Here is a 23,578-nt window from a genome sequence, read left to right as displayed (position 1 = left end):
ACTCACCGTAGAGTTGGCGGCCCGGTGGCAGAAGGGGGAGACCCGGATGAAGCGCTACGAGCGGCTCGAACGGATCCGGCGCATGGATCCGTACGAGGAATCGCTGGAGATCTACCGCTTGAGCGCGGTCTACGAGTTCCCCTGGGACTTCACGCGCGCGCTGGAGCTGGCTCTCTACCGCACCTACGCCGTTCCCTCCATCGGGCGCCTGCTCGCCGAGACGGCGGAGCTCACGGACCGTGCGCAGAAACGCTACGACGACACCGCGCTTCTCCTGGACACCGTCGTGGAGCACGGTTTCGACGCGGTCGAGGGCCGTACGGCGATTCGGCGGATCAACCAGATGCACCGGAGCTACGACATCGGCAACGAGGACATGCGCTACGTCCTGTGCACGTTCGTGGTGATGCCCAAGCGGTGGATCGACGCCTACGGGTGGCGCAGGATGTCGCGCCACGAGGTCGTCGCCTCCACCGTCCACTACCGCACCCTGGGGCGGCACATGGGCATCAGGGACATCCCGGAGACCTACGAGGAGTTCGAGTCCTGCCTCGACGCGTACGAGGAGACCCACGTCGGCTGGGATGAGAGCGCGCGCCGGGTCTCCGACGCGACCCTCGACCTCATGACGTCCTGGTACCCGCGCCCGCTGGCGCCCGCGTTGCGCACCGCCACGCTGGCGCTGCTCGACGACTCCCTGCTGCGCGCCTTCCGGTACGAGCCGCCGAGCGGCGCCACACGCGCGTTGGTCCGTCGCGCGGTACGCGCGCGTGGCCGCTTGGTCCGCCTGATGCCGCCGCGCCGCGCTCCGCACTACGCACGGCAGAACTGGGAGATCAAGAGCTACCCGGACGGCTACCGTGTGGCGGAACTCGGCACCCGGCCGGTCCCCGGTCTCCGGGGTTGCCCCGTCCGCCACTCGGGGACTGCCTGACAGCTATCGCGGGCGTACGGCCAGCGCCAGGAACCGGGCGTCCTCGTCGACGTACGACGTCATGCGCCAGCCCGAACCGGCCAGCAGCGAGCGCAGGTTGCCTTCGGCGCGCAGGTCGTCGGGGGTGATCTGCCGTCCCTGGCGCGCGGCGAGGGCCGCCCGCCCGATGGGGTGGAAGAGCGCCAGTAGCCCGCCGGGCCGCACGACTCGGGCCAGTTCTCGCAGGTTCTCGACGGGATCCGGGAGATGCGAGACCAGGCCGGCCCCGAACACGGCGTCCAGGGACTCCGTGCGCACGGGCAGAGCGGTGACGTCGGCGAGCAGCAGGCATCCGTCCCGGTCCCGCCCGGCCCGTACGGCCGCCGTCAGCATCGCGGGCGTCAGATCGGCCCCGATGACGACTCCGGACGCACCCACGGCCGCCCGGAGCGGGGGCAGCGCGCGCCCGGTGCCGCAGCCCGCGTCGAGCACCCGGCCGCCCTCGCGCAGCCCGAGCTCGGCCACGGCGGCCGCGTAGGCGGGTCCGTCGTCGGGGAAGCGGGCGTCCCAGTCCGCCGCCCGCGCCGTGAAGAATTCCTGGACGTGTGTGTGGTCGTCGCTCATGCTGCGCATGATCCCTCACCGACACGAAGGACGACGCGGTGCACACGTTCGAGCGCCATACGGTCGTCCTGAGGCCTCTCCGCGTCATATTGCAACACCTTTCGAAATGCGCCCCCTTCATGCGCCCCTGGCGGGTCTAGCGTCCCTCTGCCATGGGACACCTGGACCACGCCACCTTCGGCTGGCTGACCCCCGTGCTGTCGTACGTGATGGCCTGCATCGGCGCCGCCCTCGGGCTGCGCTGCACCGTCCGCGCGCTGGGCGCGACCGGACGCTCACGCCGGAACTGGCTGCTCACCGCCGCGTCGGCGATCGGCACCGGAATCTGGACGATGCATTTCGTGGCGATGCTCGGCTTCGGTGTCGGCGGGACCGAGATCCGCTACGACGTGCCGATGACGATCCTCAGCCTCGTCGTCGCCATGGTCGTAGTCGGCGCCGGTGTCTTCGCCGTCGGCTACGGCCGCGACAGGGGCCACGCGCTCGTGCTGGGCGGACTCACCACCGGGGTGGGCGTGGCGAGCATGCACTACCTGGGCATGGCGGCGCTGCGGCTGCACGGCGCGGTGACCTACGACCCCGTGCTCGTGGGGCTCTCCGTGGTCATCGCCGTGGTGGCGGCGACAGCGGCCCTGTGGGCGGCGCTCAACATCAAGTCGCCGGTGGCGGTGGCGGCGGCGTCCCTCGTCATGGGAGGGGCGGTGAGCAGCATGCACTACACCGGGATGATCGCGGTCAGCGTGCGCGTCACCCCTTCCGGTGAGGTCCTGCCCGGGGCCACGGTGATGCAGTTCATCTTCCCCCTGGCCGTCGGCCTCGGGTCCTACCTCTTCCTGACCTCGGCGTTCGTCGCCCTGTCGCCCACGGCCGACGAGCGGGAGGCATCCGCGTCGGCCCAGCGTCCCGTCGAGCCCGTCGCCTCCTAGGGGACGGCCACCGGCCCAGGAGGGTCCGTGACCGCACCTTCCGAACCACTTCCGAGCGAGGAGGCCATGCGTACTCCCGGCAGGACCCCCAGGGGCGGCGCCGAGCCGCCGCCACAACCGCAGGCACGCGGGCGCCGCGCACACGCCGGCCCGCCGGCCGACGAGCGTTCCGACCTCGACGACGCCGTCACCGAGGGGCCGTCGGCGGCGCCGCCCGCCCGCCGGGACCGCTGGCACGTGCGGCCCCGCACCGTCCGCGCGAAGATCGTGTGCCTGCTCATGGTGCCCGTGATCTCCCTACTGGCCCTGTGGGCCTACGCCACCGTGACGACCGCTCAGGACGTGGCCCGCCTGCGGCAGTTGCAGCGGGTGGACTCGACGGTCCGGGCCCCGGTCGACGCTGCCGTCGCCGCGCTCCAGTCCGAACGCGCCGCCGCCGTCCGCTACGCCACCGACCCGTCCGCCGAACAGACCAGCACGCTCAAGAAGTCGGCCGGCCGGACCGACCGAGCCGTGGCGGAACTGCGACTGGGCGACCGCAACACCGTCGCCGACGGCGCCGACCTTCCCACCGGCGTGGCCGAGCGGCTGGAGACCTTCGTCGCGGGCGCCGAGGAACTGCGGTCCCTGCGCGGCGCGCTGCTGGAGCGCCGTGCTGGCTGGGACGAGGTGTACGGGCGGTACACGAAGACCATCTCGACGGCCTTCGCCGTGGGCGGCGCGCTCACCGGGGTCCAGGACGCGGGCCTGGGATCCGACGCGCGCGTGCTGCTCGAATTCAGCCGGGCGGGAGAGGCGCTGGCCCAGGAGGACGCCGTGCTGTCCAGCGCCCGGCTGGCGGGCACGCTCGACGGAGAGCGACTGCGGCTGTTCACCGGAGCCGTGGACACCCGCCGCGCGCTCACCGAGTCCGCCGTCGCAGACCTGAGCGGCTCCGAGCGGGCGGCCTGGCAGAGGCTCGCCCAGGGCGGCGCCTACGCCGACCTGCGTGCCACCGAAGACAAGGTGCTGGTCGCCCGGTCCGGCGTGAAGGGGATCGACGCCGCACCGGTGACAAGCTGGAACGCGGCACACGTACGCGTGCAGGACGAAATGCGGTCCATCGAGTCCGACGCGGGCCGCGGAGTCGCGGACCGTGCGGACCCGTTCAGGCGCGGCCTGCTCACCCCGGCAGGCGCGGCGGTGCTGCTCGGCCTCGCCGCCGTCGCCGCCTCGCTCGTCATCTCCGTACGCATCGGGCGTGGCCTCGTGGTCGAGCTCGTCAGCCTCCGCAACGACGCCCTGGAGATCGCCCGGCGCAAACTCCCGCACGCCATGCGCCGACTGCGCGCGGGTGAGGAGATCGACGTCCGTGCGGAGGCGCCTGGCGGGCCGCCGGCCGAGGACGAGACCGGGCAGGTCGCCGAGGCACTCGGCATCGTGCACCGTGCCGCCCTGCGGGCCGCGGTGGAACGCGCCGAACTCGCCAGCGGCATCAGCGGAGTCTTCGTCAATCTCGCTCGCCGCAGCCAGGTGCTCGTCCACCGACAGCTGAACCTGCTCGACAGCATGGAGCGCAGATCGGACGACCCCGACGAGCTGAGCGACCTGTTCCGCCTCGATCACCTCACCACCCGGATGCGGCGGCACGCCGAGAGCCTGATCATCCTCTCCGGGGCCGCACCCGGCCGGGCCTGGCGCCGGCCCGTCTCACTGACCGACGTGGTGCGCGCCGCCGTCTCGGAGGTGGAGGACTACGCGCGCGTGGAGGTGCGCCAACTGTCGGAGACGGCGATCGTCGGCGCCGCGGTGGCCGACCTCACCCACCTCCTGGCCGAGGTCGTGGAGAACGCGGCGCAGTTCTCACCGCCCCACACGCGCGTGCGGATCACCGGGGAACCGGTGGGCAACGGCTACGCGGTGGAGGTGGAGGACCGCGGCCTCGGCATGGGCAAGGAGACACTCGCCGAGGCCAACCGCCGTATCGAGCAGTCCGAGGCACTCGATCTCTTCGACAGCGACCGGCTCGGCCTGTTCGTGGTCAGCAGGCTCGCGGCACGCCACGGCATCAAGGTGCACCTGCGCACCTCGCCGTACGGCGGCACGACCGCGGTCGTCCTGCTGCCCACGGACCTGCTCCAGGGCGGGGCGGCGGAACGTTCCCTCGGCGCCGGCCGCGAACAGTCCGCGGACCACGAGTACGCGCGCGTGGTGACCGCTCGGCAGGAGGACCCCGTCCACTCGGCGACCGAGCTGCCCGCTCCGGCGCCCGTGCACGCTGCCGCCGAACGTCGCACGAACGGTTCGTCCGAGAGCCCGCCCCCCGGAGTCACCACCTTGCGCCTGCACCGGCCCCCGGACGAGCCCGAAGCGTCCGACGACCTCCCGCGGCGGGTGCGGCAGGCGAACCTCGCCCCGCAACTGCGCGAACAGCGCCCCGAGGAGACGGCGCGGACGCCGGACAGGGCGGGCGAACACGAACGCACCCCCGAGCAGGTACGGGACCGGATGGCCGCGTACCGCGACGGCTGGGCACGTGGCGGCGGCAGGTCGCCCGGCCTCGGCAGCCACCTGACTGCCGCAGCGGACAGGGACAGCAGCGAAGGAGACCCCGCATGATCGAGGATCCGACCATGAGAGCCGGCCGGCACAAGGGTGAACTGGACTGGCTGCTGGACGACCTGGTGCTGCGCGTCGCGGAAGTGCGGCACGCGGTGGTGCTGTCCAATGACGGACTGGCGGTGGGCTCGTCGACGGACCTGCGACGCGAGGACGCGGAACACCTGGCCGCCGTCGCCTCCGGCTTCCACAGCCTGGCCAAGGGGGCCGGCCGCCACTTCGGGGCCGGAGGCGTGCGCCAGACCATGGTCGAGATGGACGAGGGTTTCCTCTTCGTGGCCGCAGCCGGCGACGGCTCCTGCCTCGCCCTCCTCACCGCCGTCACCGCCGACATCGGTCTGGTCGCCTACGAGATGGCGCGGTTGGTCAAGCGAGTCGGCGAGCACCTGTACACGGCCCCCCGCGTCGCCGCGCGACCGCCCGTCGGCGGATGACCGGGGCGGCACGCGCAGATGACCCAGGACACGCCAGGCACCCCTCGGCAGTCGGGCAGCCAGTGGTACGACAGCGAGGCCGGACCCCTGGTCCGCCCCTACGCGATGACAGGGGGCCGCACGACGTCCGGCCCCAGCGGAGTGCGCCTGGACCTGATCGCACTCGTCACGCTCGACCCGGCCGCACCCCGGGCCGACGACAGCGCGCTCGGTCCGGAGCACCGCACCCTGATCGAACTGTGCCGCCCCGAGACGCAGTCGGTCGCCGAACTGTCCGCCGGAGCCGACCTGCCGGTGGGTGTGGTGCGGGTGCTTCTGGGAGACCTCCTGGAGTCGGGACGCGTCACCGTCAGTCTCCCGGTCCCGCCCGCGCAGTTGCCCGACGAGCGCATCCTGCGGGAGGTCATCGAGGGACTGAAGGCGCTGTAGCGCAGGGAACCGGACCGCCCGTGACCGGTCGCGGCAGGCCCCGTGCGCACAAACCGGCACGCAAGACACCCGGTTCGATCGGATACGTCCCATAGCGAAGCAACCACCTCGCAGAGGAGCTGCGGTTGTCATGATGCTGAGTCCGCACAGATGTACTGACGTCGACCGTTGCCGGCACTCCCGAGAGAAGTGATCGATGGTCTCCGAGCACTCCGACGCCACCGCGGGCGAGACGGCCGCCCTGGCGTTGAAGATCCTGGTAGCCGGCGGGTTCGGCGTGGGCAAGACCACCCTGGTCGGCGCGGTGAGTGAGATCAGACCGCTGCGCACCGAGGAACTACTGAGCGAGGCGGGCCAGTCAGTGGACGACACCGACGGCGTCGACCACAAGGTCACGACCACCGTCGCCATGGACTTCGGACGCATCACCATCAGGTCCGGACTCTCGCTCTACCTCTTCGGAACCCCGGGACAGGACCGGTTCTGGTTCCTCTGGGACGAGTTGTCGCAGGGCGCCCTGGGTGCCGTCGTCCTGGCGGACACCCGTCGGCTGGAGGACTGCTTCCCGGCCGTGGACTACTTCGAGCACCGGCACATCCCGTTCGTGGTGGCCGTCAACTGCTTCGCGGGGGCTCGTGCCCACGGCGCGGAGGACGTGTGCCGCGCACTGGACCTCGACAGCGGTACGCCGGTGGTGCTGTGCGACGCCCGCGACCGCGACTCGGGCAAGGAGGTGCTGATCCGTCTCGTCGAGCACGCGGGGCGGGTGCACACCGCGAGGCTTCTCGACTCGGTCGGCTGACTCCGCGGCGGCTCGCCCGTCCTTCCGGCTTGCCCGTGTGGCGGCTGTGGGGAAGGCTGGCCTGTCCGATCCTCCGGCCGGGAGGAGAGACGACACGGGGAGAGCGGCACATGGCGCAGAACACCGGACTCGGTTGGCTGCTGGACGATCTGACCGAGCGTGTCGATCACGTGCGGCACGCCCTGGTCCTGTCGAACGACGGGCTGGTGACGGGCGCGAGCACGGGGCTGCGGCGGGAGGACGCCGAACATCTCGCCGCCGTCGCGTCAGGCCTGCACAGTCTCGCCAGGGGATCGGGGCGCCACTTCGGCGCGGGCCAGGTGCGCCAGACGATGATCGAGTTCGACGACGCGGTGCTCTTCGTCACCGCGGCCGGCGACGGCAGCTGCCTGTGCGTGTTCAGCGCCGCCGAGGCCGACATCGGCCAGGTCGCCTACGAGATGACACTGCTCGTGAACCGCGTCGGCGAGCATCTTCGCGTCGCCGCCCGGGAGCCGGAGCACAGCTCGAACTTGGACCTCTGACCTGCGAAGACACCGATTTCGGGCCAGGTTATCCACAGGCTCCCCGCACGATCCGGCGATCCGGCTACGGTTTTTCTCGAAGCGAGCGCACACCGGCGCGAGCACCGCACGGGGGAGAACCGCATGTCCGGCACCACCATCACGCAGCCCGCCACGGCCACCGCCGCCTTGCTCGACGCGGGGGAGCGCCTCCCCTCGATCTCGCAGAGCCGCGCGGCTCGGGAACTGGGCCTCAAACGCCGCGAGTTCGACCTCGCAGTACACCTCGGCTGCGTCCGGACCGTCCCGGACGACGGGGGAGGGGGAGCCCGCCGGGTGACCCGGGCGGAGATCGACCGCATCCGCGCGGCGGAGGGCTGGGCCGAAGCCTTGCAGGAGCGGGTCAGGACCGTGGGCACCAAGGAAGGCGCGGCACTCCTGGGCGTGACGACCGCCAGGTTCACCCGACTCGCGCGTCTGGGGTTGGTCGTGCCGGTCACGTTCTACCTCAACCGCTACAGGGCCGTGGTCTGGCTCTACCTGGCCCAGGAACTCAGCCAGTTCGCCGCCGGGACGGAAAGCGCCAGCCTGCTGAGCGGCCGGATCCCCGAGGGACTGCGCGGTCAACTCGACGAAGGGCTCGACCTGCGCCCGCGGAACTGGCGGGGACGGCACAGGGGCTTCCTGCTGCGCGGTACGGAGGACCCCTGGGCGCAGGCGGCGATCGTGACGTCGCTTCTCGACCCGGCGCACGTCGCACACGTCGTGCAGGACCCCTACGAGCGCGCCTACTTGAACCGCCTGCGTCCCGACCGGGCCGCCCGGACGACGCCGGACTCCCCGGCCGCACAGGTCACCGCGAGGATCATGACGGCGGAGGACCCCGACGAGATCGCCTGGCTCGAAGCCGACCTGGCGCAAGCGATCACTCACGCCCGGGAGACGCGTCCCGCCCCGCGACCGGTGCCGAGGGACTCGGCGCCGGCGGCCACGCGGCCCTCCGGAGCGACAGTCGGCGACCACACGGGCCGGGCGCCGGAGCGCCCACGTGAACTGTCCGAGCGATCACGCGTGTTCGGGTGGCTGCGTCGCAGAAACCCGTGACGGCCCGCGCCGGCTTCGCCCGGTTCCGGGTCACCCCGTCATCGTGCGACGCGGATGTCCTGCAAGGACTTTCGCGTCCTCACAGCGCGCGAAAGAGCCCTTCCTGCACGACGGATACGAGCAGGCGTCCCTCCACGTCGTAGATGCGCCCGCGGGCCAGCCCGCGCCCGCCCGTCGCGATCGGTGACTCCTGGTCGTACAGGAACCACTCGTCGGCACGGAACGGACGGTGGAACCACATCGCGTGGTCGAGGGAGGCCATGTCGAAGCCGCGGGGACCCCAGAGCGGTTCCACCGGGATGCGTACCGCGTCCAGGAGGGTCATGTCGCTCGCATAGGTCAGCGCGCAGGTGTGGACGAGCGGATCGTCCCCGAGAGGTCCGACCGCACGCATCCACACGGCGCTGCGGGGCTCCGCGTCCTTGATCTCCTCGGCGGTCCACCGCAGCCGGTCGACGTACCGGATGTCGAACGGCTGGCGCCGCGCCATGCGCTCCAGGGTGTCGGGCAGCGCCCCGAGGTGCTCCTCGATCTCCTGCGTCACCGTCGGCAGGGACTCGGGGTCCGGCACCTTGCGGGCCGGCGGCAGCTGGTGCTCGAAGCTCCCTTCCTCAGGCTTGTGAAAGGAGGCGGTCAGATTGAAGATCGTGCGGCCCTGCTGCACGGCCGTGACCCGCCGGGTGGTGAACGACCGGCCGTCGCGGACCCGCTCCACCTGGTACACGATCGGCACGCCGGGACGGCCCGGACGCAGGAAGTACGCGTGCAGCGAGTGCACCGGCCGGTCGCCCTCGGTGGTACGCCCGGCGGCGACCAGCGCCTGGCCCGCCACCTGGCCCCCGAAGACCCGCTGCAAGGACTCCTGCGGGCTCCGCCCGCGGAAGATGTTCACCTCGATCTGCTCCAGGTCGAGCAGGGCGACGAGGCTCTCGGCTGGGTTCGTCATGAGAGGGATTCTCCTGTGCTCAGAGCTGGCCGACGTCGGTGACCCGGACGATGGCGCGGCCCTCCGCGTCGGACGCCGCGAGGTCCACCTCCGCGCTGATGCCCCAGTCGTGGTCGCCGTTCGGGTCGGCGAAGGTCTGCCGGACGCGCCACAGGCCGTGCTGCGGCTCCTCCGTGATCTGCAACAGCTTGGGGCCGCGGGCGTCGGGACCGGTGCCCAGGTCGTCGTACTCGTCCCAGTACTTGTCCATGGCCTCGCCCCAGGCGTCCGCGTCCCAGCCGGATTCGGCGTCCATCTCGCCGAGCTCCGTGAGCTGGTCCAGGGCGGCCAGCTCGACCCGCCGGAACATGGCGTTGCGGACGAGGACGCGGAAGGCCCGCGCGTTCGAGGTGACGGGTTTGACCTGGTCCGCCTTCTCCTGCGCCTCCTCGGCCGTCATCACCTCGGGGTTCGCGAGCTGCTCCCACTCGTCGAGCAGGCTGGAGTCGACCTGGCGCACCATCTCGCCGAGCCAGGCGATCAGGTCCTCCAGGTCCTCGGACTTGAGGTCGTCCGGGACGGTGTGGTCAAGGGCCTTGTAAGCGCTGGCGAGGTAGCGCAGCACGATCCCCTCGGTGCGCGCGAGTTCGTAGAAGGAGACGAACTCGGTGAAGGTCATCGCCCGCTCGTACATGTCGCGGATGACGGACTTCGGCGACAGCGGATGGTCGCCGACCCAGGGGTGGCTCTTGCGGTAGGTGTCGTACGCGTGGAAGAGCAGCTCCTCCAACGGCTTGGGGTAGGACACGTCCTGGAGCCGCTCCATGCGCTCCTCGTACTCGACGCCGTCCGACTTCATCGCCGCCACGGCCTCACCGCGTGCCTTGTTCTGCTGGGCCGCGAGGATCTGCCGGGGATCGTCCAGCGTGGACTCCACGACGGACACCATGTCGAGGGCGTACGACGGGGACTCCGGGTCGAGCAGTTCGAAGGAGGCGAGGGCGAACGTCGACAGGGGCTGGTTGAGGGCGAAGTCCTGCTGCAGGTCCACGGTGAGGCGCACGATGCGGCCCTCGGCGTCCGGCTCGTCGAGCTTCTCCACGACGCCGCCGTCCAGCAGCGAGCGGTAGATGGCGATGGCCCGCCGGATGTGCCGCAGCTGCTGCTTGCGCGGCTCGTGGTTGTCCTCCAGCAGATGCCGCATCGCCTCGAAGGCGTTCCCGGGGCGGGCGATCACCGACAGCAGCATCGTGTGTGTCACCCGGAAGCGGGAGGTGAGGGGCTCGGGCTCGGAGGAGATGAGCTTCTCGAAGGTGTTCTCCGTCCAGCCGACGAAGCCCTCCGGCGCCTTCTTGCGGACCACCTTGCGGCGCTTCTTGGGGTCGTCGCCCGCCTTCGCGAGAGCCTTCTCGTTCTCGATGACGTGCTCGGGCGCCTGCGCCACGACGAAGCCCGCCGTGTCGAACCCGGCCCGGCCGGCACGCCCCGCGATCTGGTGGAACTCCCGGGCGCGCAGGGTCCGCACCCGGGTGCCGTCGTACTTGGCCAGCGCGGTGAACAGCACGGTGCGGATGGGGACGTTGACGCCGACCCCGAGGGTGTCCGTGCCGCAGATGACCTTCAGCAGACCGGCCTGGGCCAGCTTTTCCACGAGGCGGCGGTACTTGGGCAGCATGCCGGCGTGGTGCACGCCGATGCCGTGCCGGACGTACCGGGAGAGGTTGCGGCCGAACTTGGTGGTGAAGCGGAAGTTGCCGATCAGCTCAGCGATCTGGTCCTTCTCCTCCCGCGTGCACATGTTGATGCTCATCAGGGCCTGAGCCCGCTCCACGGCCTGCGCCTGGGTGAAGTGCACGATGTAGACGGGAGCCTGCTTGGTCGCCAGCAGCTCGGTGAGCGTCTCCGTCAGAGGGGTCAGCACGTACTCGTAGGAGAGCGGTACGGGACGGGTCGCCGAGCGGACCACCGCGGTGGGGCGGCCGGTGCGCCGGGTGAGGTCCTTCTCGAACATCGAGACGTCGCCGAGGGTCGCCGACATCAGGATGAACTGGGCCTGCGGCAGTTCCAGGATCGGGATCTGCCAGGCCCAGCCGCGGTCGCCCTCCGCATAGAAGTGGAACTCGTCCATCACGACCTGGCCGACGTCGGCGTGCTTGCCGTCACGCAGCGCGATGGAGGCCAGCACCTCGGCGGTGCAGCAGATCACGGGGGCGTCCGCGTTCACGGAGGCGTCGCCGGTGAGCATGCCGACGTTCTCGGTGCCGAAGATCTTGCACAGCTCGAAGAACTTCTCCGAGACGAGCGCCTTGATCGGAGCCGTGTAGAAGGTGACCTCGTCCCGGGCCAGCGCCGCGAAGTGCGCCGCCGCCGCGATCATGCTCTTGCCCGAACCGGTGGGCGTCGAGACGATCACGTTCGCACCCGAGACCACCTCGATCAGCGCCTCCTCCTGGTGAGGGTAGAGCGTGAGGCCGCGTTCCCCGGCCCACGACTCGAAGGCTTCGTAGAGGGCGTCCGGGTCGGCGGTCTGCGGCAGCTGATCGATAAGGGTCACGCCCCCATCTTGCCTGTGATCGGGCCTGATGAGGGAATCGGATGCCCGTACGAAGATCGCGAACGTTACGCTGTGGCGCCGACGAAGCGTCAGCGCGTGCGAACAACTCGACAGCGACACTGCAGGAATGGGGCGGGGTACGGCCATGATGGGACCAGCACACTCACTGTCGGGGGCCGCGGCCTGGCTGGGCGTCGGGGCGGCGGCGGCAGCGGCCGGTCACACCATGCCCTGGCCGGTCCTCCTGGTCGGCGCCCTGATCTGCGCCGGTGCCGCGCTCGCACCCGACCTGGACCACAAGGCGGCCACCATCTCGCGGGCCTTCGGACCCATCTCGCGGGGCCTGTGCGAGATCGTCGACAAGCTGTCCTACGCCGTCTACAAGTCGACTCGCAAGCAGGGCGACCCGCGTCGCTCCGGCGGCCACCGCACACTGACGCACACCTGGCTCTGGGCCGTGACGATCGGCGCGGGGACCTCGGTGGCCGCGATCACCGGGGGGCGCTGGACGGTTCTGGCGATCCTGTTCGTGCACCTGGTGCTGGCCATCGAGGGTCTGCTGTGGCGGGCGGCCCGCGGGTCCAGCAGCGACGTCCTGGTCTGGCTGCTGGCCGCGACCAGTGCCTGGATCCTGGCGGGAGTCCTGGACAAGCCGGGCAACGGCGCCGACTGGCTGTTCACCGCGCCCGGCCAGGAGTACCTGTGGCTGGGGCTGCCCATCGTCCTCGGCGCGCTGGTGCACGACATCGGGGACGCGCTGACGGTCTCGGGCTGCCCGATCCTGTGGCCCATCCCGATCGGCCGCAAGCGCTGGTACCCGATCGGACCGCCGAAGGTCATGCGGTTCCGGGCCGGCAGCTGGGTCGAGCTGAAGGTGCTGATGCCCGCGTTCATGCTGCTCGGCGGGGTGGGCTGCGCGGCGGCGCTGAACTTCATCTGAGCCACGTCCGCGCGGACCGGCCGTGCGTACTCTCCGGACATGCAGTGCGGGCTCTGCCTCCGGATGGGCTCGGCCGTCGGGTTTCACTTGCGCGGCCGGCCCTGCGCTGGGACGGGGGTCGTGGCGGGTCCGGGCTCACGCGGGCGGCCCCAGGCTCGGAAGCGCTCGGCTGCGGAGTGGCACTCGGGTGGCCGGCCCCGCGCTGGGACAGGGGCCGCCGCCGAGTCGGGCTGACGCGGCCGGCTCCGAGGCCGGAGAGGCTCCGCAGTGAGGTCCGCCCTGCGGTGTCGCCCTCGCGCTGGGTAAGGCCCTGCTGCGGCGGTGCACCCGCGGTACCGCCCGCGGCCTCGGACCTGCGACGCTCCGGAGGCGGACCCGGAAAACCGCCCCCGCACCTGTGCGGGCTCTGCCGTGCGGACGGCCCGGCCGCCCCGGTCACACGTTCGCGCCGGCCCGACCGGGGAGACGGGCCCGTCGGGGCGGCGGCAAGCTCGCCGAGTCGTGGCATCCGGGTCGGACGCTCTGCCCGGCCCGTCCGACGCCAGGGCCGCAAGTTCCGGCCCTGTCGTGGCACCGATCCCGTCGGCCGGGCCCCGCTCAGGGGAGTCTCAGCCCGCGTCGTCCAGGCCGGACGCGGCGCTTCCGTACCGGCGCTCGAACGCGGCCACGCGGCCCTCCGTGTCCACCGTCCGAGCCTTGCCGGTGTAGAAGGGGTGGCTCTCCGAGGAGATCTCCACGTCCACGACCGGGTAGGTCTTCCCGTCGTCCCAGTCGATGGTCTGGTCGCTGTTCGCCGTGGACCGGGTGAGGAAGGCGTAACCGGCGGCGCGGTCGCGGAAGACGACGGGGTGGTAGTCGGGCTGCTTGTCCTGCTGCATGGCTGCTCCTTGCTTGGGGCGGATGGGGCAGGGACGGGGGTCTCAGCCGGGCAGGGTCTCCTCGTCGACCACGTGCATCGCGGCCTCCTCGGCCGAGGCCGCGGCGCCGTCGATCCCCACGTCGGTGGCGATCAGCCCGCTCTCCTCGTCCTCGTGCGCACCCTCGTCGGGTGCGACCAGGCGGCCGGAGCGGGCGGCGCCCACCTCGTTGTCCAGTGGCTCGCCGTCGGTGTCGTCGGAGTCCCCGATCCCGTCGCCGTCGTCCACCGCGAGGTCGGGCAGCTCCTCGGCGAGGCGCTGGTCGAGGGTCTCGCCGAGCCGGCGTTCCTCGGCGGTGACTCCGGAGTGCTCGACCGCCCAGGGCCGTTCGGGCGGCGACCAGCCCCGGTCCAGAGGGTCGTCCACGCCGTCGCTCTCCAGGGTGTCCTCGGCGTCGAGCAGTCCCGCGTCGTCCTGCACCTCGGATCCGTCGGGCTGGTAGACGTCGTCTCCCCATCCGTCGGCGCTGTCCACGGGTACCTCCAGGTGGTGGGGGCGGATCCGGTACCGCCGTACCTCACGGCGGAGGCGGGGACCGCACGGCACAGACCGCGCCCCTCGCGAACCGGGTGGTTCAGGGGCACTCCCCGAGCCGGTGCCAGTTTCCAGCCTTCCACCCACATTCGACACCGCGCAACGGGACGTACTCGGTCGCGGGCTTCGGCCGGGCGGTGGGAAGGCGGGGTCGGCCGCCCGCCGGAGCGCCGCGCCACCGGGACGCACCGGCTCCGGCAGGTGCCGACCGGGGAGGCGGCCGCCCGGGAACTCCTGCCGCTCCACCCCTGGGCCCGACTCCTCCGAGCTCCCGGCTCACCCGTGCCAGGACCGCCAGAGGGCCGCGTAGGCGCCGTTCGCGGTGACCAACTGGTCGTGGCTGCCCAGCTCGCTGATGCGGCCGTTCTCGACGACGGCGATGACGTCGGCGTCGTGGGCGGTGTGCAGCCGGTGGGCGATGGCGACGACGGTGCGGCCCTCGAGGACACGGGCCAGGGACCGTTCCAGGTGACGGGCCGCGCGCGGGTCGAGGAGCGAGGTGGCCTCGTCCAGGACCAGCGTGTGCGGGTCCGCCAGCACCAGCCGGGCGAGCGCGATCTGCTGTGCCTGCGCCGGGGTGAGCGCGAGCCCGCCGGAGCCGACCTCGGTGTCCAGGCCGTCGTCCAGTGCCCGTGCCCATCCGTCCGCGTCGACCGCGCCGAGGGCAGCCCAGAGCTCGGCGTCGTCGGCACCGGTACGGGCGAGCAACAGGTTGTCCCGCAGGGAGCCGACGAAGACGTGGTGTTCCTGGTTGACCAGGGCGACGTGGGAGCGCACCCGCTCGGCGGGCATGCGGGACAGTTCGGCGCGGCCCAGGGTGATGCTGCCGTCCCGGGGTGCGTAGATCCCGGCGAGGAGTCGGCCGAGCGTGGACTTCCCGGCGCCGGACGGGCCGACCAGGGCGAGCCGGGTGCCCGGAGCGACCTGGAGGGAGACCTCGCGCAGGACGTCGACGCCGGGGCGGTAGCCGAAGTGGACGCGGTCCGCGTGGACGTCGCGCCCGTCGGGGACGACCGCCGGATCGCCCTCGTCGGGCTCGATGTCCCGTACGCCGACCAGCCGGGCCAGCGACACCTGGGCGACCTGGAGCTCGTCGTACCACCGCAGGATCAGCCCGACCGGGTCGACGAGCATCTGGGCGATGAGCGCACCCGTCGTGAGCTGGCCGACCCCGATCCAGCCCTGGAGGACGAAGACACCGCCGATCATCAGGACCGAGCAGAGGACCGTGACATGGGTGATGTTGATGACCGGGAACAGCACCGAGCGCAGCCACAGGGTGTAGCGCTCCCAGGCGGTCCATTCCCTGACCCGGCGGTCGGACAGGTCGATGCGGCGCCCACCGAGCCTGTGGGCCTCGATGGTGCGGCCGGCGTCCACGGTCTCGGCGAGGACGGCCGCGACGGCGGCGTAGCCGGCGGCCTCCGAGCGGTAGGCGGCGGGCGCCCGCTTGAAGTACCAGCGGCATCCGAACACCAGGAGGGGGACGGCGAGGAGCACCGCGGGCGCGAGCGGCGGCGCGGTCACGGCGAGTCCGCCGAGCAGCAGCGCGACCCACACCACGCCGATGGCGAGATGGGGCACGGCTTCGCGCATCGCGTTGGCCAGGCGGTCGATGTCCGTGGTGATCCGGGACAGCAGGTCGCCCGTGCCCGCGCGTTCCAGGACGCCCGGGGGCAGTCCCACCGACCGCACGAGGAAGTCCTCGCGCAGATCGGCCAGCATCCGCTCGCCCAACACGGCTCCTCGCAGGCGCACCTGGTGCACGAACACGGCCTGGACGACGAGGGCGAGGACGAACAGGGCGGCGGTGCGTTCCAGGTGGAGTTCCCGTGCGTCGTCCGAGACCTTCTCGACGACCGAGCCCAACAGGTAGGGCCCGGCCATCGAGGCCACGACGGCGATGGTGTTCACCGTGACGAGCAGCAGGAAGGCCCGGCGGTGCCGGCGGAAGAGTTCGGCCACGTAGGCGCGGACGGTCGCGGGGGCTCCGACGGGCAGCGTGTTCGCCGTCGTCGGGGCCGCCGGGTCGTACGCCGGTGGCGCCACGCCGATCATGCGGTCTCCTCGATCTCTTCCAAGGTGTCGATCGCGTCGATGCCGTGTGCTTCCAGTGAGCCGATCCCGGGTACGGCGCCGGTCCCGGGAGTGCCGCCGGGGGCGGTCTCGTCGTCGGTCTCCCGGGTCACCACGGCGCGGTACCGGGGCTCGCTGTGCACCAGCTCGCGGTGCACGCCGACCGCGACGACCTCGCCGCCGTCCACCAGCGCGACCCGGTCGGCACGGTCCAGGAGAAGGGGCGAGGAGGTGAACACGACCGTCGTACGGCCCGCGCGCAGGGAGCGGACACCGTCGGCGACGCGGGCCTCGGTGTGCGAATCCACCGCGGACGTGGGCTCGTCCAGGACCAGGACCTCGGGGTCCGTGATCAGCGACCGGGCCAGGGCGAGGCGCTGGCGCTGGCCGCCCGACAGGGACCGGCCGCGCTCGGTGATCCGCGCGTCCATGGGGTCCTGCGCGTTCACCGAGCTCTGGGCGAGCGCGTCCAGGACGTCGCCGCACTGGGCCGCCGCGAGCGCGTCGGCGGCGCTCACCCCGCCGGACGACGGCACGTCGAGCAGGTCGCGCAGCGATCCCGACAGGAGTACCGGGTCCTTGTCCTGGACCAGGACGGCCGTCCGGGCGGAGTCGAGGGGCAACTCGTCCAGCGGCACCCCGCCGAGCAGTACGGAGACGGTGGCCTCCTCGCCCGACGCGTGGCCGCCGAGCCGTTCGGCCAGGACGCCCGCCGCGTCGGGGTCGCCGCAGACCACGGCCGTGAAGCGTCCGGAGGGTGCGAGCAGACCGGTCGCCGGGTCGTACAGGTCTCCACCCGGGAGGTCGCCGTCGCGCGTCCCGGCGGTGTCGGTGATCCGCTCCAGGGCCAGCACGCGGGCGGCTCGCTTGGCTGAGGGCCGGGAGAAGGAGTACGCCATGGCGATCTCCTCGAAGTGCCGCAGAGGATAGGTGAGGAGCATGACCGCGCTGTACACCGTGACGAGTTCGCCGACCGTGATCCGGCCGTCGCGGGCCAGATGCACCCCGTGCCAGACGACCGCGATGAGCAGCAGACCCGGCAGCAGTACCTGGATGGCCGAGATCAGCGCCCACATCCTGGCGCTGCGCACGGCGGCCCGCCGGACGTCCTGGGAGGCCCGGCGGTAGCGGCCGAGGAAGAGTTCCTCGCCGCCGATGCCGCGCAGCACCCGCAGTCCGGCGACCGTGTCGGAGGCCAGTTCGGTGGCGCGTCCCGCCTTCTCGCGCTGGTGATCGGCGCGACGGGTGGCGGGCGGCAGGAGAGGCAGCACGGCGAGGGCCAGCACCGGCACGCCGACGGCGACGACGACACCGAGGGCGGGCTGGTAGACGACGAGACCGACGCAGACCAGCACCACCGTGAGGGCGGCAGCCGCGAACCGTGACAGGGCCTCGACGAACCAGCCGATCTTCTCGACGTCGCCGGTGGAGACGGCGACCACCTCGCCGGCCGCGACGCGCTGGGTGAGCGCCGAGCCCAGCTGGGCCGTCTTGCGGGCCAGCAGCTGCTGGACGCGCGCCGCCGCGATGATCCAGTTGGTGACCGCGGCGCGGTGCAGCATCGTGTCGCCCAGCGCGATGGCCACGCCGCACAGGACCATCAGCCCGCCGGAGACGGCCAGCCGGGTGCCGGAGCGGTCGACGACGGCCTGGACCGCGAGACCGACGCAGAAGGGCAGTCCCGAGACCGCGACGAAGTGCAGCAGACCCCAGAGGAGGGCCTTGAACTGTCCGCCCAGCTGATTGCGGCCGAGCCACCACAGGAATCTGGGACCCGAGCGTGCGTCCGGCACTCCCGGGTCGGGAAACGGAAGGTCTTGAATCTGCATGACGTCCCAGAGGCTCGTGTCAGGGGTGGACGGTCGCGTGGGCAAGGGCTGACGGGCCGGCGGACCGGGTCCGAACCGGTCCAGGACCTGCGGCACCGGTAGCCGCGGCCGGTGCCGGACAGCCGCGGCGGCCGGCGTGGACCGCACGCGAAAAGCCGGCAACAAACCGTGAAAGGTTCGCGTCGGAGCGTGGTCGGAAGCAAACGGTTTTTCACCGCGGGGCAAAGAATCGGCCCGGACCGCCCCTGTTTGACCGGGAAGTGAGGGGGCCGCAGGCGGCGGTCGGGATCGTGGTGCGACGATGGACCGCATGCAAACAGGCGGTGCGAACGGTTCGGTGCGTGCGGGGGTCGCTGTGGCGGCCTGCGGTGTTCTCCTGATGTCCCTCTCGGCGTGCGGCGGTTCGGGCGCCGACGGCGGGGCGGAGGGCGACGGCGCCTCCGGGGGCAAGGCCGGTCGGGCCGAGGCACGCACCGTCGACCTGAAGCGCATCCCCGGCGTCGGGGACCGACTGCAGGAGAAGATCCCCGCCGGCTCCCGCCAGGTCGTCGCGGTCTACGGCGAGAACAAGGACTCGGCCGACTCCACTGTCGTCCTCTACACGAAGCACGGTTCCACGTGGGACCGGACCCGCACGTGGAAGGGGCACAACGGCAAGAAGGGCTGGACCACGGACCACCACGAGGGCGACAAGCGAAGCCCCGTCGGCGTCTTCACCCTCAGCGACGCGGGCGGGGTGCTCGCCGACCCGGGTGCCCGGCTTCCGTACACCCGGTCCGCCTCCTTCCAGGCGCCGCACTACTGGGCCGAGTCGCACTGGCACGACTTCGACTACGTCATCGCGATCGACTACAACCGCGTCAAGGGCACCTCGCCGAGCGACCCGACGCGGCCCGAGGGCCAGTCCAAGGGCGGCAGCATCTGGCTGCACATGGACCACGGGAGCGGCACGTCGGCCTGTGTGAGTCTGTCCAAGTCCGGGATGCGGTACCTGCTGCGCACTCTCGACCCGGATCAGCACCCCGTGGTGGTGATGGGGGACAAGGCGGACCTGAAGGCGTAGTCCCGGCGGCGGATCAGGACACAGGGGCGCCGGGGGAGAAGAAGGGGTACTCGGACAAGTCCTCGGTTCTCGTTGCGGGCGGGGCCGACTCCCCCGTAGAACACCGCACATGAGAAGACCGGTCATCATGTCCATGCTCGCCGGAGTGATCCTCACGGCGGGCACCCTTCTTGGAGCGACCCCCGCTCCGGCCGTCCCCGCGGCCGACGGCGCCGCCCGTCCCGCGGCGGCCGGATCCGCCGAGCCGCCCGCCGAGTTCGGCACCGACTGGCACGATCCGCTGACCGCCGCCCCGCCCGTCACGAAGCCCGCCACCAAGTCCTGCCGGGTCACCGTCGCCAAGGCGCAGTTCCGTGACTTCACGCCGTATCGCGGCACCTACACGCCGGTGACCGGCTGCGGTGACCGCTGGAGCAAGGTCGTGCTGAGGCTCGAAGGCAAGGTCAAGGGGCGGCAGTTCGACCGTCTCGGCTATCTGCACGTGGGCGGGGTCGAGATCTTCCGCACCTCGACCCCGGAACCCTCGCCCGACGGCATCGAGTGGTCCGTCGAGAAGGACGTGACGCGCTACAGCGACACGTTCCGGCACGCGGGCGACGTGGAGATGCTCATCGGCAACGTGGTCGACGACACGTACACCGGGGTCATCGACGTCGACGTCACGCTGACCTTCTACGCGTTCGAGAAGTCCGCGCGGCCGGCCGCTTCCGGCGCGCTCGCGGGTTCCGCCGCCCCCGCCCGCCCCGCGTCCGTTCCGGACCGCGTCCTGACCCTCGAGAACGGCATGCTCACCACGCCCCGCAACAGCGAGCGGATCGTCGCCGAGGTGTACGCCACCGGCTCGGGCGGCGGCTGTGAGGAGTACTGGTACCTGACGGTGCCCGACGCGGCGCCGTACTCCTGCAAGGCGGCCGACGGCCCGTACCGCGAGGTGCGGATCGAGGTGGACGGCCGGCTCGCCGGGATCGCGGCTCCGTTCCCGACCGTGTGGACCGGCGGCTGGTCCAACCCCTTCCTCTGGTACGTGATCCCGGGACCGCGCGCCTTCGACATCAAGCCGATCGAGTACGACCTGACTCCGTTCGCCGGGCTCCTCAACGACGGCCGACCGCACCGGGTGGACGTCTCGGTGGCCGGCGTCCCCGAGGGGCAGAGCGGCTGGAGCACCCCGGTCGACGTACTGGTGTGGCAGGACGCGAAGCGGGCGCACGTGTCCGGCGCGCTCACCGAGGTCGCGGCGGGCGACATGGCCAACTCCTCGGTCCACACGCCCGGTTCGGAGCACCGCCTCGACACCGAGGGCGGCCACCGGCTGACCGTCGCCGGATACGTGGACACCTCGCACGGCCGGGTCACGACGACCGTCGGCCGCACCCTGGCCAACACCTCCGTGCACCGCTGGACCGACGGCGAGAACACGGACGCGCTCACAGCCACCTGGACGGACGACGAGAGGGTCACCGTCGACGGGCGCGGACCCGCGTCGGTCACGCGGACCCATCGCACGTACACGATGGACGGCACCACGACGCTCGGCGACGGCGACCGGCTGCGGACGGTCCTGACCCTTGGAGACCGGGTGGCGGTGGACGAGTCGCGCCGGGGCCGGCCTACCGCGTGGTCCCGGTCGGACGACACCTACACGGGCGACGCCACGTACACCGCGAACGTCCCGCGCGACCAGCGGCACGCGGTCGCCACGACGAAGGAGCGGTACCGGCTGTACGGCTCGGCAGGGTGTCACGACCGCAGCCTGGTCACCGTGCAGGGGACGCTAGTTGAGGACCGGAGCCGCTGCTGACCCACCGACCGCGTCGCGCCGCCCGGTGACATCCACCGGGCGGCCGGCCCGTCCCGGGCGTGGGCGGAAGGCTCTCGCGCCGGCCGGCGGGGCGACGTGACCCTGTAACCGCCCGCCCCCGACCCGCACCCCGACACCCGGACGACGGCCAGGACAGGGACGTCGGCCGGGATGCCCAGATGCCGTGACGGCCGGCTTAGGAGAGTGACAGGCCGTACGCGATCAGCAGGGCCGCTCCGCGCCGGGCGTGCCGTCGACCAGGGTGTCCAGCAACCCGCCCAGCACCTCGCGCTGCTCGTCCGTCAGCGGGGCCAGGATCTCCTCCGCGGCCGACCGGCGGGCGCCGCGCAGCTCACGCAGTGCCATGCGCCCTTCGTCCGTGACCTCGATCCGGATCACCCGGCGGTTGGTGGGATCGGGCACCCGCCGCACCTTCCCGTTCGCCTCCAGGCCGTCGACCAGGGTGGTCACGGCACGCGGCACCACCTCCAGGCGCTCGGCCAGGTCGGCCATGCGGGGAGGCGAGCCGTAGTGGGCCAGGGTGCGCAGGAGCCGCGACTGGGCCGGAGTGATGCCCAGGGCGCGCTGCTCCAGATGGCGCTTCTGGATGCGGTGCACGCGGCGGGTCAGCCGCAGCAACTGCTCGGCGAGCAGGCCGTCGGCATCGGGGGTGGTCATGTGGGAACAATATCAGGACCCTGTTCATTGTGAGTATAGGTAACAATGAGCTATGCTCCGTCAGTCGTCCTCATCTCACCCTCCGTAGGAGCCCATGCGTCCCGATCACCCCACCTGGACACCGTCACCCGCCGAGTCCGAGCAGCCGCGGCAGGTGCGCCGCATCCTGAAGCTGTTCCGGCCCTATCGCGGCCGGCTGGCCGTCGTCGGCCTGCTGGTCGGCGCCGCCTCCCTGGTCTCCGTCGCCACGCCCTTCCTGCTCCGGGAGATCCTGGACGTCGCGATCCCCGAGGGCCGCACCGGACTGCTGAGCCTCCTCGCTCTCGGCATGATCCTCAGCGCGGTCGTCACCAGCGTCTTCGGCGTGCTGCAGACCCTGATCTCCACGACGGTCGGCCAGCGCGTCATGCACGACCTGCGCACCGCCGTCTACGGGCGGCTCCAGCACATGTCGCTCGCCTTCTTCACCCGCACCCGCACGGGGGAGGTCCAGTCCCGCATCGCCAACGACATCGGCGGTATGCAGGCGACGGTCACCTCCACCGCCACCTCGCTGGTCTCCAACCTCACCAGCGTCGTCGCCACGATCGTCGCGATGGTCGCGCTCGACTGGCGGCTCACCGTCGTCTCCCTGCTCCTGCTGCCGGTCTTCGTGTGGATCAGCCGCCGGGTCGGCCGCGAGCGCAAGAAGATCGCGACGCAGCGCCAGAAGCAGATGGCCACGATGGCCGCCACCGTCACCGAGTCGCTGTCCGTCAGCGGCATCCTCCTCGGCCGCACGATGGGCCGGGCCGACTCGCTCACGAGGTCCTTCGCCGACGAGTCCGAGAGCCTGGTCGACCTCGAGGTGAAGTCGAACATGGCGGGCCGCTGGCGCATGGCCGTCATCACCATCGTCATGGCCGCCATGCCCGCCGTCATCTACTGGACGGCCGGGATGGCCCTCCAGTTCGGCGGTCCGGACATCTCCATCGGCACGCTCGTCGCCTTCGTCTCGCTCCAGCAGGGCCTGTTCCGGCCGACCGTGAGCCTGTTGTCCACCGGCGTGCAGATCCAGACCTCGCTCGCGCTCTTCCAGCGCATCTTCGAGTACCTCGACCTGCCGATCGACATCACCGAGCCGGCGGAGCCGGTCCACCTCGACCAGGTCAAGGGCGAGATCCGCTTCGAGGACGTCGAGTTCCGCTACGACGGCAAGGGCGGCCCGGTCCTGGAGGGCATCGACATCACGGTCCCCGCGGGCGGCAGTCTCGCGGTCGTCGGTCCGACCGGTTCGGGCAAGTCCACGCTCAGTTATCTGGTGCCCCGGCTCTACGACGTCACGGGCGGGCGCGTCACGCTCGACGGCGTCGACGTGCGCGACCTGGACTTCGACACCCTCGCGCGCGCGGTCGGCGTCGTCTCGCAGGAGACGTACCTCTTCCACGCCTCGGTCGCCGACAACCTGCGCTTCGCCAAGCCGGACGCCACCGACGAGGAACTGCACGCGGCGGCCCGGGCGGCCCAGATCCACGAGCACATCGCCTCGCTGCCCGACGGCTACGACACCGTGGTCGGCGAGCGCGGACACCGGTTCTCCGGAGGTGAGAAGCAGCGGCTGGCCATCGCGCGCACGATCCTGCGCGACCCGCCCGTGCTCATTCTCGACGAGGCGACGAGCGCCCTGGACACCCGCACGGAGCGCGCTGTCCAGGAAGCCATCGACGCGCTGTCGGCCGACCGGACCACGATCACCATCGCGCACCGGCTGTCCACCGTCCGGGGCGCCGACCAGATCGTGGTCCTGGACTCCGGCCGGGCGGCCGAGCGCGGGACGCACGAGGAACTGCTGGAGCGCGACGGCCGGTACGCCGCCCTCGTCCGCCGAGACGCTCAACTGGAGCCGACAAGATGAAGATATGTCGGGTTTGCGCGCTTTTGCGGGTTAC

The 23,578-nt window shown here is 71.7% G+C and carries 20 protein-coding genes; 12 read left to right on the top strand and 8 right to left on the bottom strand.

All coding sequences use genetic code 11. The features are described from left to right. Positions 1-46: 46 nt before the first annotated feature. Positions 47-934, top strand: a complete 888-nt coding sequence (locus ACFYQQ_RS15350) for an oxygenase MpaB family protein (protein ID WP_388904755.1) — start codon at positions 47-49, stop codon at positions 932-934. Between the two features lie 3 nt (positions 935-937). On the opposite strand, the gene ACFYQQ_RS15345 is transcribed toward ACFYQQ_RS15350, so the two are convergent. Further along, positions 938-1,537: a class I SAM-dependent methyltransferase gene (locus ACFYQQ_RS15345; RefSeq protein WP_356164467.1), complete on the bottom strand. Its 600-nt coding sequence runs from the start codon at positions 1,535-1,537 to the stop codon at positions 938-940. A gap of 152 nt (positions 1,538-1,689) precedes the next feature. Between ACFYQQ_RS15345 and ACFYQQ_RS15340 the strand changes: the two genes are divergently transcribed. The 7 genes from ACFYQQ_RS15340 (at position 1,690) to ACFYQQ_RS15310 (ending at position 8,333) form a co-directional block, all read left to right on the top strand. Beyond that, entirely contained in the window at positions 1,690-2,463 is a 774-nt protein-coding gene (locus tag ACFYQQ_RS15340; RefSeq protein WP_355795976.1) for an MHYT domain-containing protein, read from the top strand. A gap of 66 nt (positions 2,464-2,529) precedes the next feature. Next, complete coding sequence (locus ACFYQQ_RS15335) at positions 2,530-5,061, top strand: nitrate- and nitrite sensing domain-containing protein (RefSeq protein ID WP_356238784.1); 2,532 nt, start codon at positions 2,530-2,532, stop codon at positions 5,059-5,061. Continuing rightward, a complete protein-coding gene (locus tag ACFYQQ_RS15330; protein ID WP_356164463.1) occupies positions 5,058-5,495 on the top strand; it encodes a roadblock/LC7 domain-containing protein in 438 nt (145 codons plus the stop codon). The genes ACFYQQ_RS15335 and ACFYQQ_RS15330 overlap by 4 nt, the downstream gene beginning before the upstream one ends. Positions 5,496-5,513: 18 nt before the next feature. Further along, entirely contained in the window at positions 5,514-5,924 is a 411-nt protein-coding gene (locus ACFYQQ_RS15325; RefSeq protein ID WP_355779751.1) for a DUF742 domain-containing protein, read from the top strand. 196 nt (positions 5,925-6,120) lie between these two features. Beyond that, complete coding sequence (locus tag ACFYQQ_RS15320) at positions 6,121-6,726, top strand: ATP/GTP-binding protein (protein WP_355779749.1); 606 nt, start codon at positions 6,121-6,123, stop codon at positions 6,724-6,726. A gap of 110 nt (positions 6,727-6,836) precedes the next feature. Further along, positions 6,837-7,250, top strand: a complete 414-nt coding sequence (locus ACFYQQ_RS15315) for a roadblock/LC7 domain-containing protein (RefSeq protein WP_355779746.1) — start codon at positions 6,837-6,839, stop codon at positions 7,248-7,250. Between the two features lie 123 nt (positions 7,251-7,373). After that, positions 7,374-8,333 carry a DUF6397 family protein gene (locus ACFYQQ_RS15310; RefSeq protein WP_355779744.1) on the top strand — a complete coding sequence of 320 codons (960 nt, stop codon included), beginning with the start codon at positions 7,374-7,376 and terminating at the stop codon, positions 8,331-8,333. A 79-nt stretch (positions 8,334-8,412) separates the two neighbouring features. On the opposite strand, the gene ACFYQQ_RS15305 is transcribed toward ACFYQQ_RS15310, so the two are convergent. Together ACFYQQ_RS15305 and ACFYQQ_RS15300 are read right to left on the bottom strand one after the other, a co-directional pair. Then, the gene (locus ACFYQQ_RS15305) at positions 8,413-9,279 is read right to left on the bottom strand and encodes an acyl-CoA thioesterase II (RefSeq protein WP_355779741.1); all 867 of its coding nucleotides are present in this window, start codon (positions 9,277-9,279) and stop codon (positions 8,413-8,415) included. A gap of 19 nt (positions 9,280-9,298) precedes the next feature. Then, positions 9,299-11,812 carry a DUF3516 domain-containing protein gene (locus ACFYQQ_RS15300; RefSeq protein WP_355779739.1) on the bottom strand — a complete coding sequence of 838 codons (2,514 nt, stop codon included), beginning with the start codon at positions 11,810-11,812 and terminating at the stop codon, positions 9,299-9,301. A gap of 145 nt (positions 11,813-11,957) precedes the next feature. On the opposite strand from ACFYQQ_RS15300, the gene ACFYQQ_RS15295 reads away from it, so the two are divergent. After that, positions 11,958-12,752, top strand: a complete 795-nt coding sequence (locus ACFYQQ_RS15295; protein ID WP_356164456.1) for a metal-dependent hydrolase — start codon at positions 11,958-11,960, stop codon at positions 12,750-12,752. 608 nt (positions 12,753-13,360) lie between these two features. On the opposite strand, the gene ACFYQQ_RS15290 is transcribed toward ACFYQQ_RS15295, so the two are convergent. The 4 genes from ACFYQQ_RS15290 to ACFYQQ_RS15275 all read right to left on the bottom strand — a co-directional run bounded on the left by ACFYQQ_RS15290 (position 13,361) and on the right by ACFYQQ_RS15275 (position 18,108). Further along, positions 13,361-13,630 (bottom strand): type B 50S ribosomal protein L31, encoded by a 270-nt coding sequence (locus ACFYQQ_RS15290; protein ID WP_355792928.1) that lies wholly within the window; start codon positions 13,628-13,630, stop codon positions 13,361-13,363. 42 nt (positions 13,631-13,672) lie between these two features. Then, positions 13,673-14,143: a DUF5709 domain-containing protein gene (locus ACFYQQ_RS15285; protein ID WP_355792930.1), complete on the bottom strand. Its 471-nt coding sequence runs from the start codon at positions 14,141-14,143 to the stop codon at positions 13,673-13,675. Positions 14,144-14,479: 336 nt separating this feature from the next. After that, positions 14,480-16,261 carry an ABC transporter ATP-binding protein gene (locus ACFYQQ_RS15280; RefSeq protein ID WP_388904752.1) on the bottom strand — a complete coding sequence of 594 codons (1,782 nt, stop codon included), beginning with the start codon at positions 16,259-16,261 and terminating at the stop codon, positions 14,480-14,482. Continuing rightward, positions 16,258-18,108 carry an ABC transporter transmembrane domain-containing protein gene (locus ACFYQQ_RS15275; RefSeq protein ID WP_388904750.1) on the bottom strand — a complete coding sequence of 617 codons (1,851 nt, stop codon included), beginning with the start codon at positions 18,106-18,108 and terminating at the stop codon, positions 16,258-16,260. The genes ACFYQQ_RS15280 and ACFYQQ_RS15275 overlap by 4 nt, the downstream gene beginning before the upstream one ends. Before the next feature lie 310 nt (positions 18,109-18,418). Here ACFYQQ_RS15275 and ACFYQQ_RS15270 point away from each other — a divergent pair, with 310 nt between their 5' ends. Together ACFYQQ_RS15270 and ACFYQQ_RS15265 are read left to right on the top strand one after the other, a co-directional pair. Continuing rightward, positions 18,419-19,171 (top strand): hypothetical protein, encoded by a 753-nt coding sequence (locus tag ACFYQQ_RS15270; RefSeq protein WP_355791150.1) that lies wholly within the window; start codon positions 18,419-18,421, stop codon positions 19,169-19,171. Between the two features lie 109 nt (positions 19,172-19,280). Further along, a complete protein-coding gene (locus tag ACFYQQ_RS15265; protein ID WP_388904748.1) occupies positions 19,281-20,972 on the top strand; it encodes a peptide-N4-asparagine amidase in 1,692 nt (563 codons plus the stop codon). Between the two features lie 222 nt (positions 20,973-21,194). Here ACFYQQ_RS15265 and ACFYQQ_RS15260 read toward each other — a convergent pair whose 3' ends face one another. Continuing rightward, the gene (locus ACFYQQ_RS15260; protein ID WP_356164445.1) at positions 21,195-21,650 is read right to left on the bottom strand and encodes a MarR family transcriptional regulator; all 456 of its coding nucleotides are present in this window, start codon (positions 21,648-21,650) and stop codon (positions 21,195-21,197) included. A gap of 94 nt (positions 21,651-21,744) precedes the next feature. Between ACFYQQ_RS15260 and ACFYQQ_RS15255 the strand changes: the two genes are divergently transcribed. After that, complete coding sequence (locus ACFYQQ_RS15255) at positions 21,745-23,544, top strand: ABC transporter ATP-binding protein (RefSeq protein WP_355779433.1); 1,800 nt, start codon at positions 21,745-21,747, stop codon at positions 23,542-23,544. The last annotated feature ends 34 nt before the right edge of the window (positions 23,545-23,578 follow it).

It is taken from the genome of Streptomyces sp. NPDC005496, assembly GCF_042872045.1.
Lineage (GTDB): Bacteria > Actinomycetota > Actinomycetes > Streptomycetales > Streptomycetaceae > Streptomyces.
The sequence above is the reverse complement of the archived record's forward strand: the minus strand, read 5'-3'. Positions and strand labels throughout refer to the sequence as shown.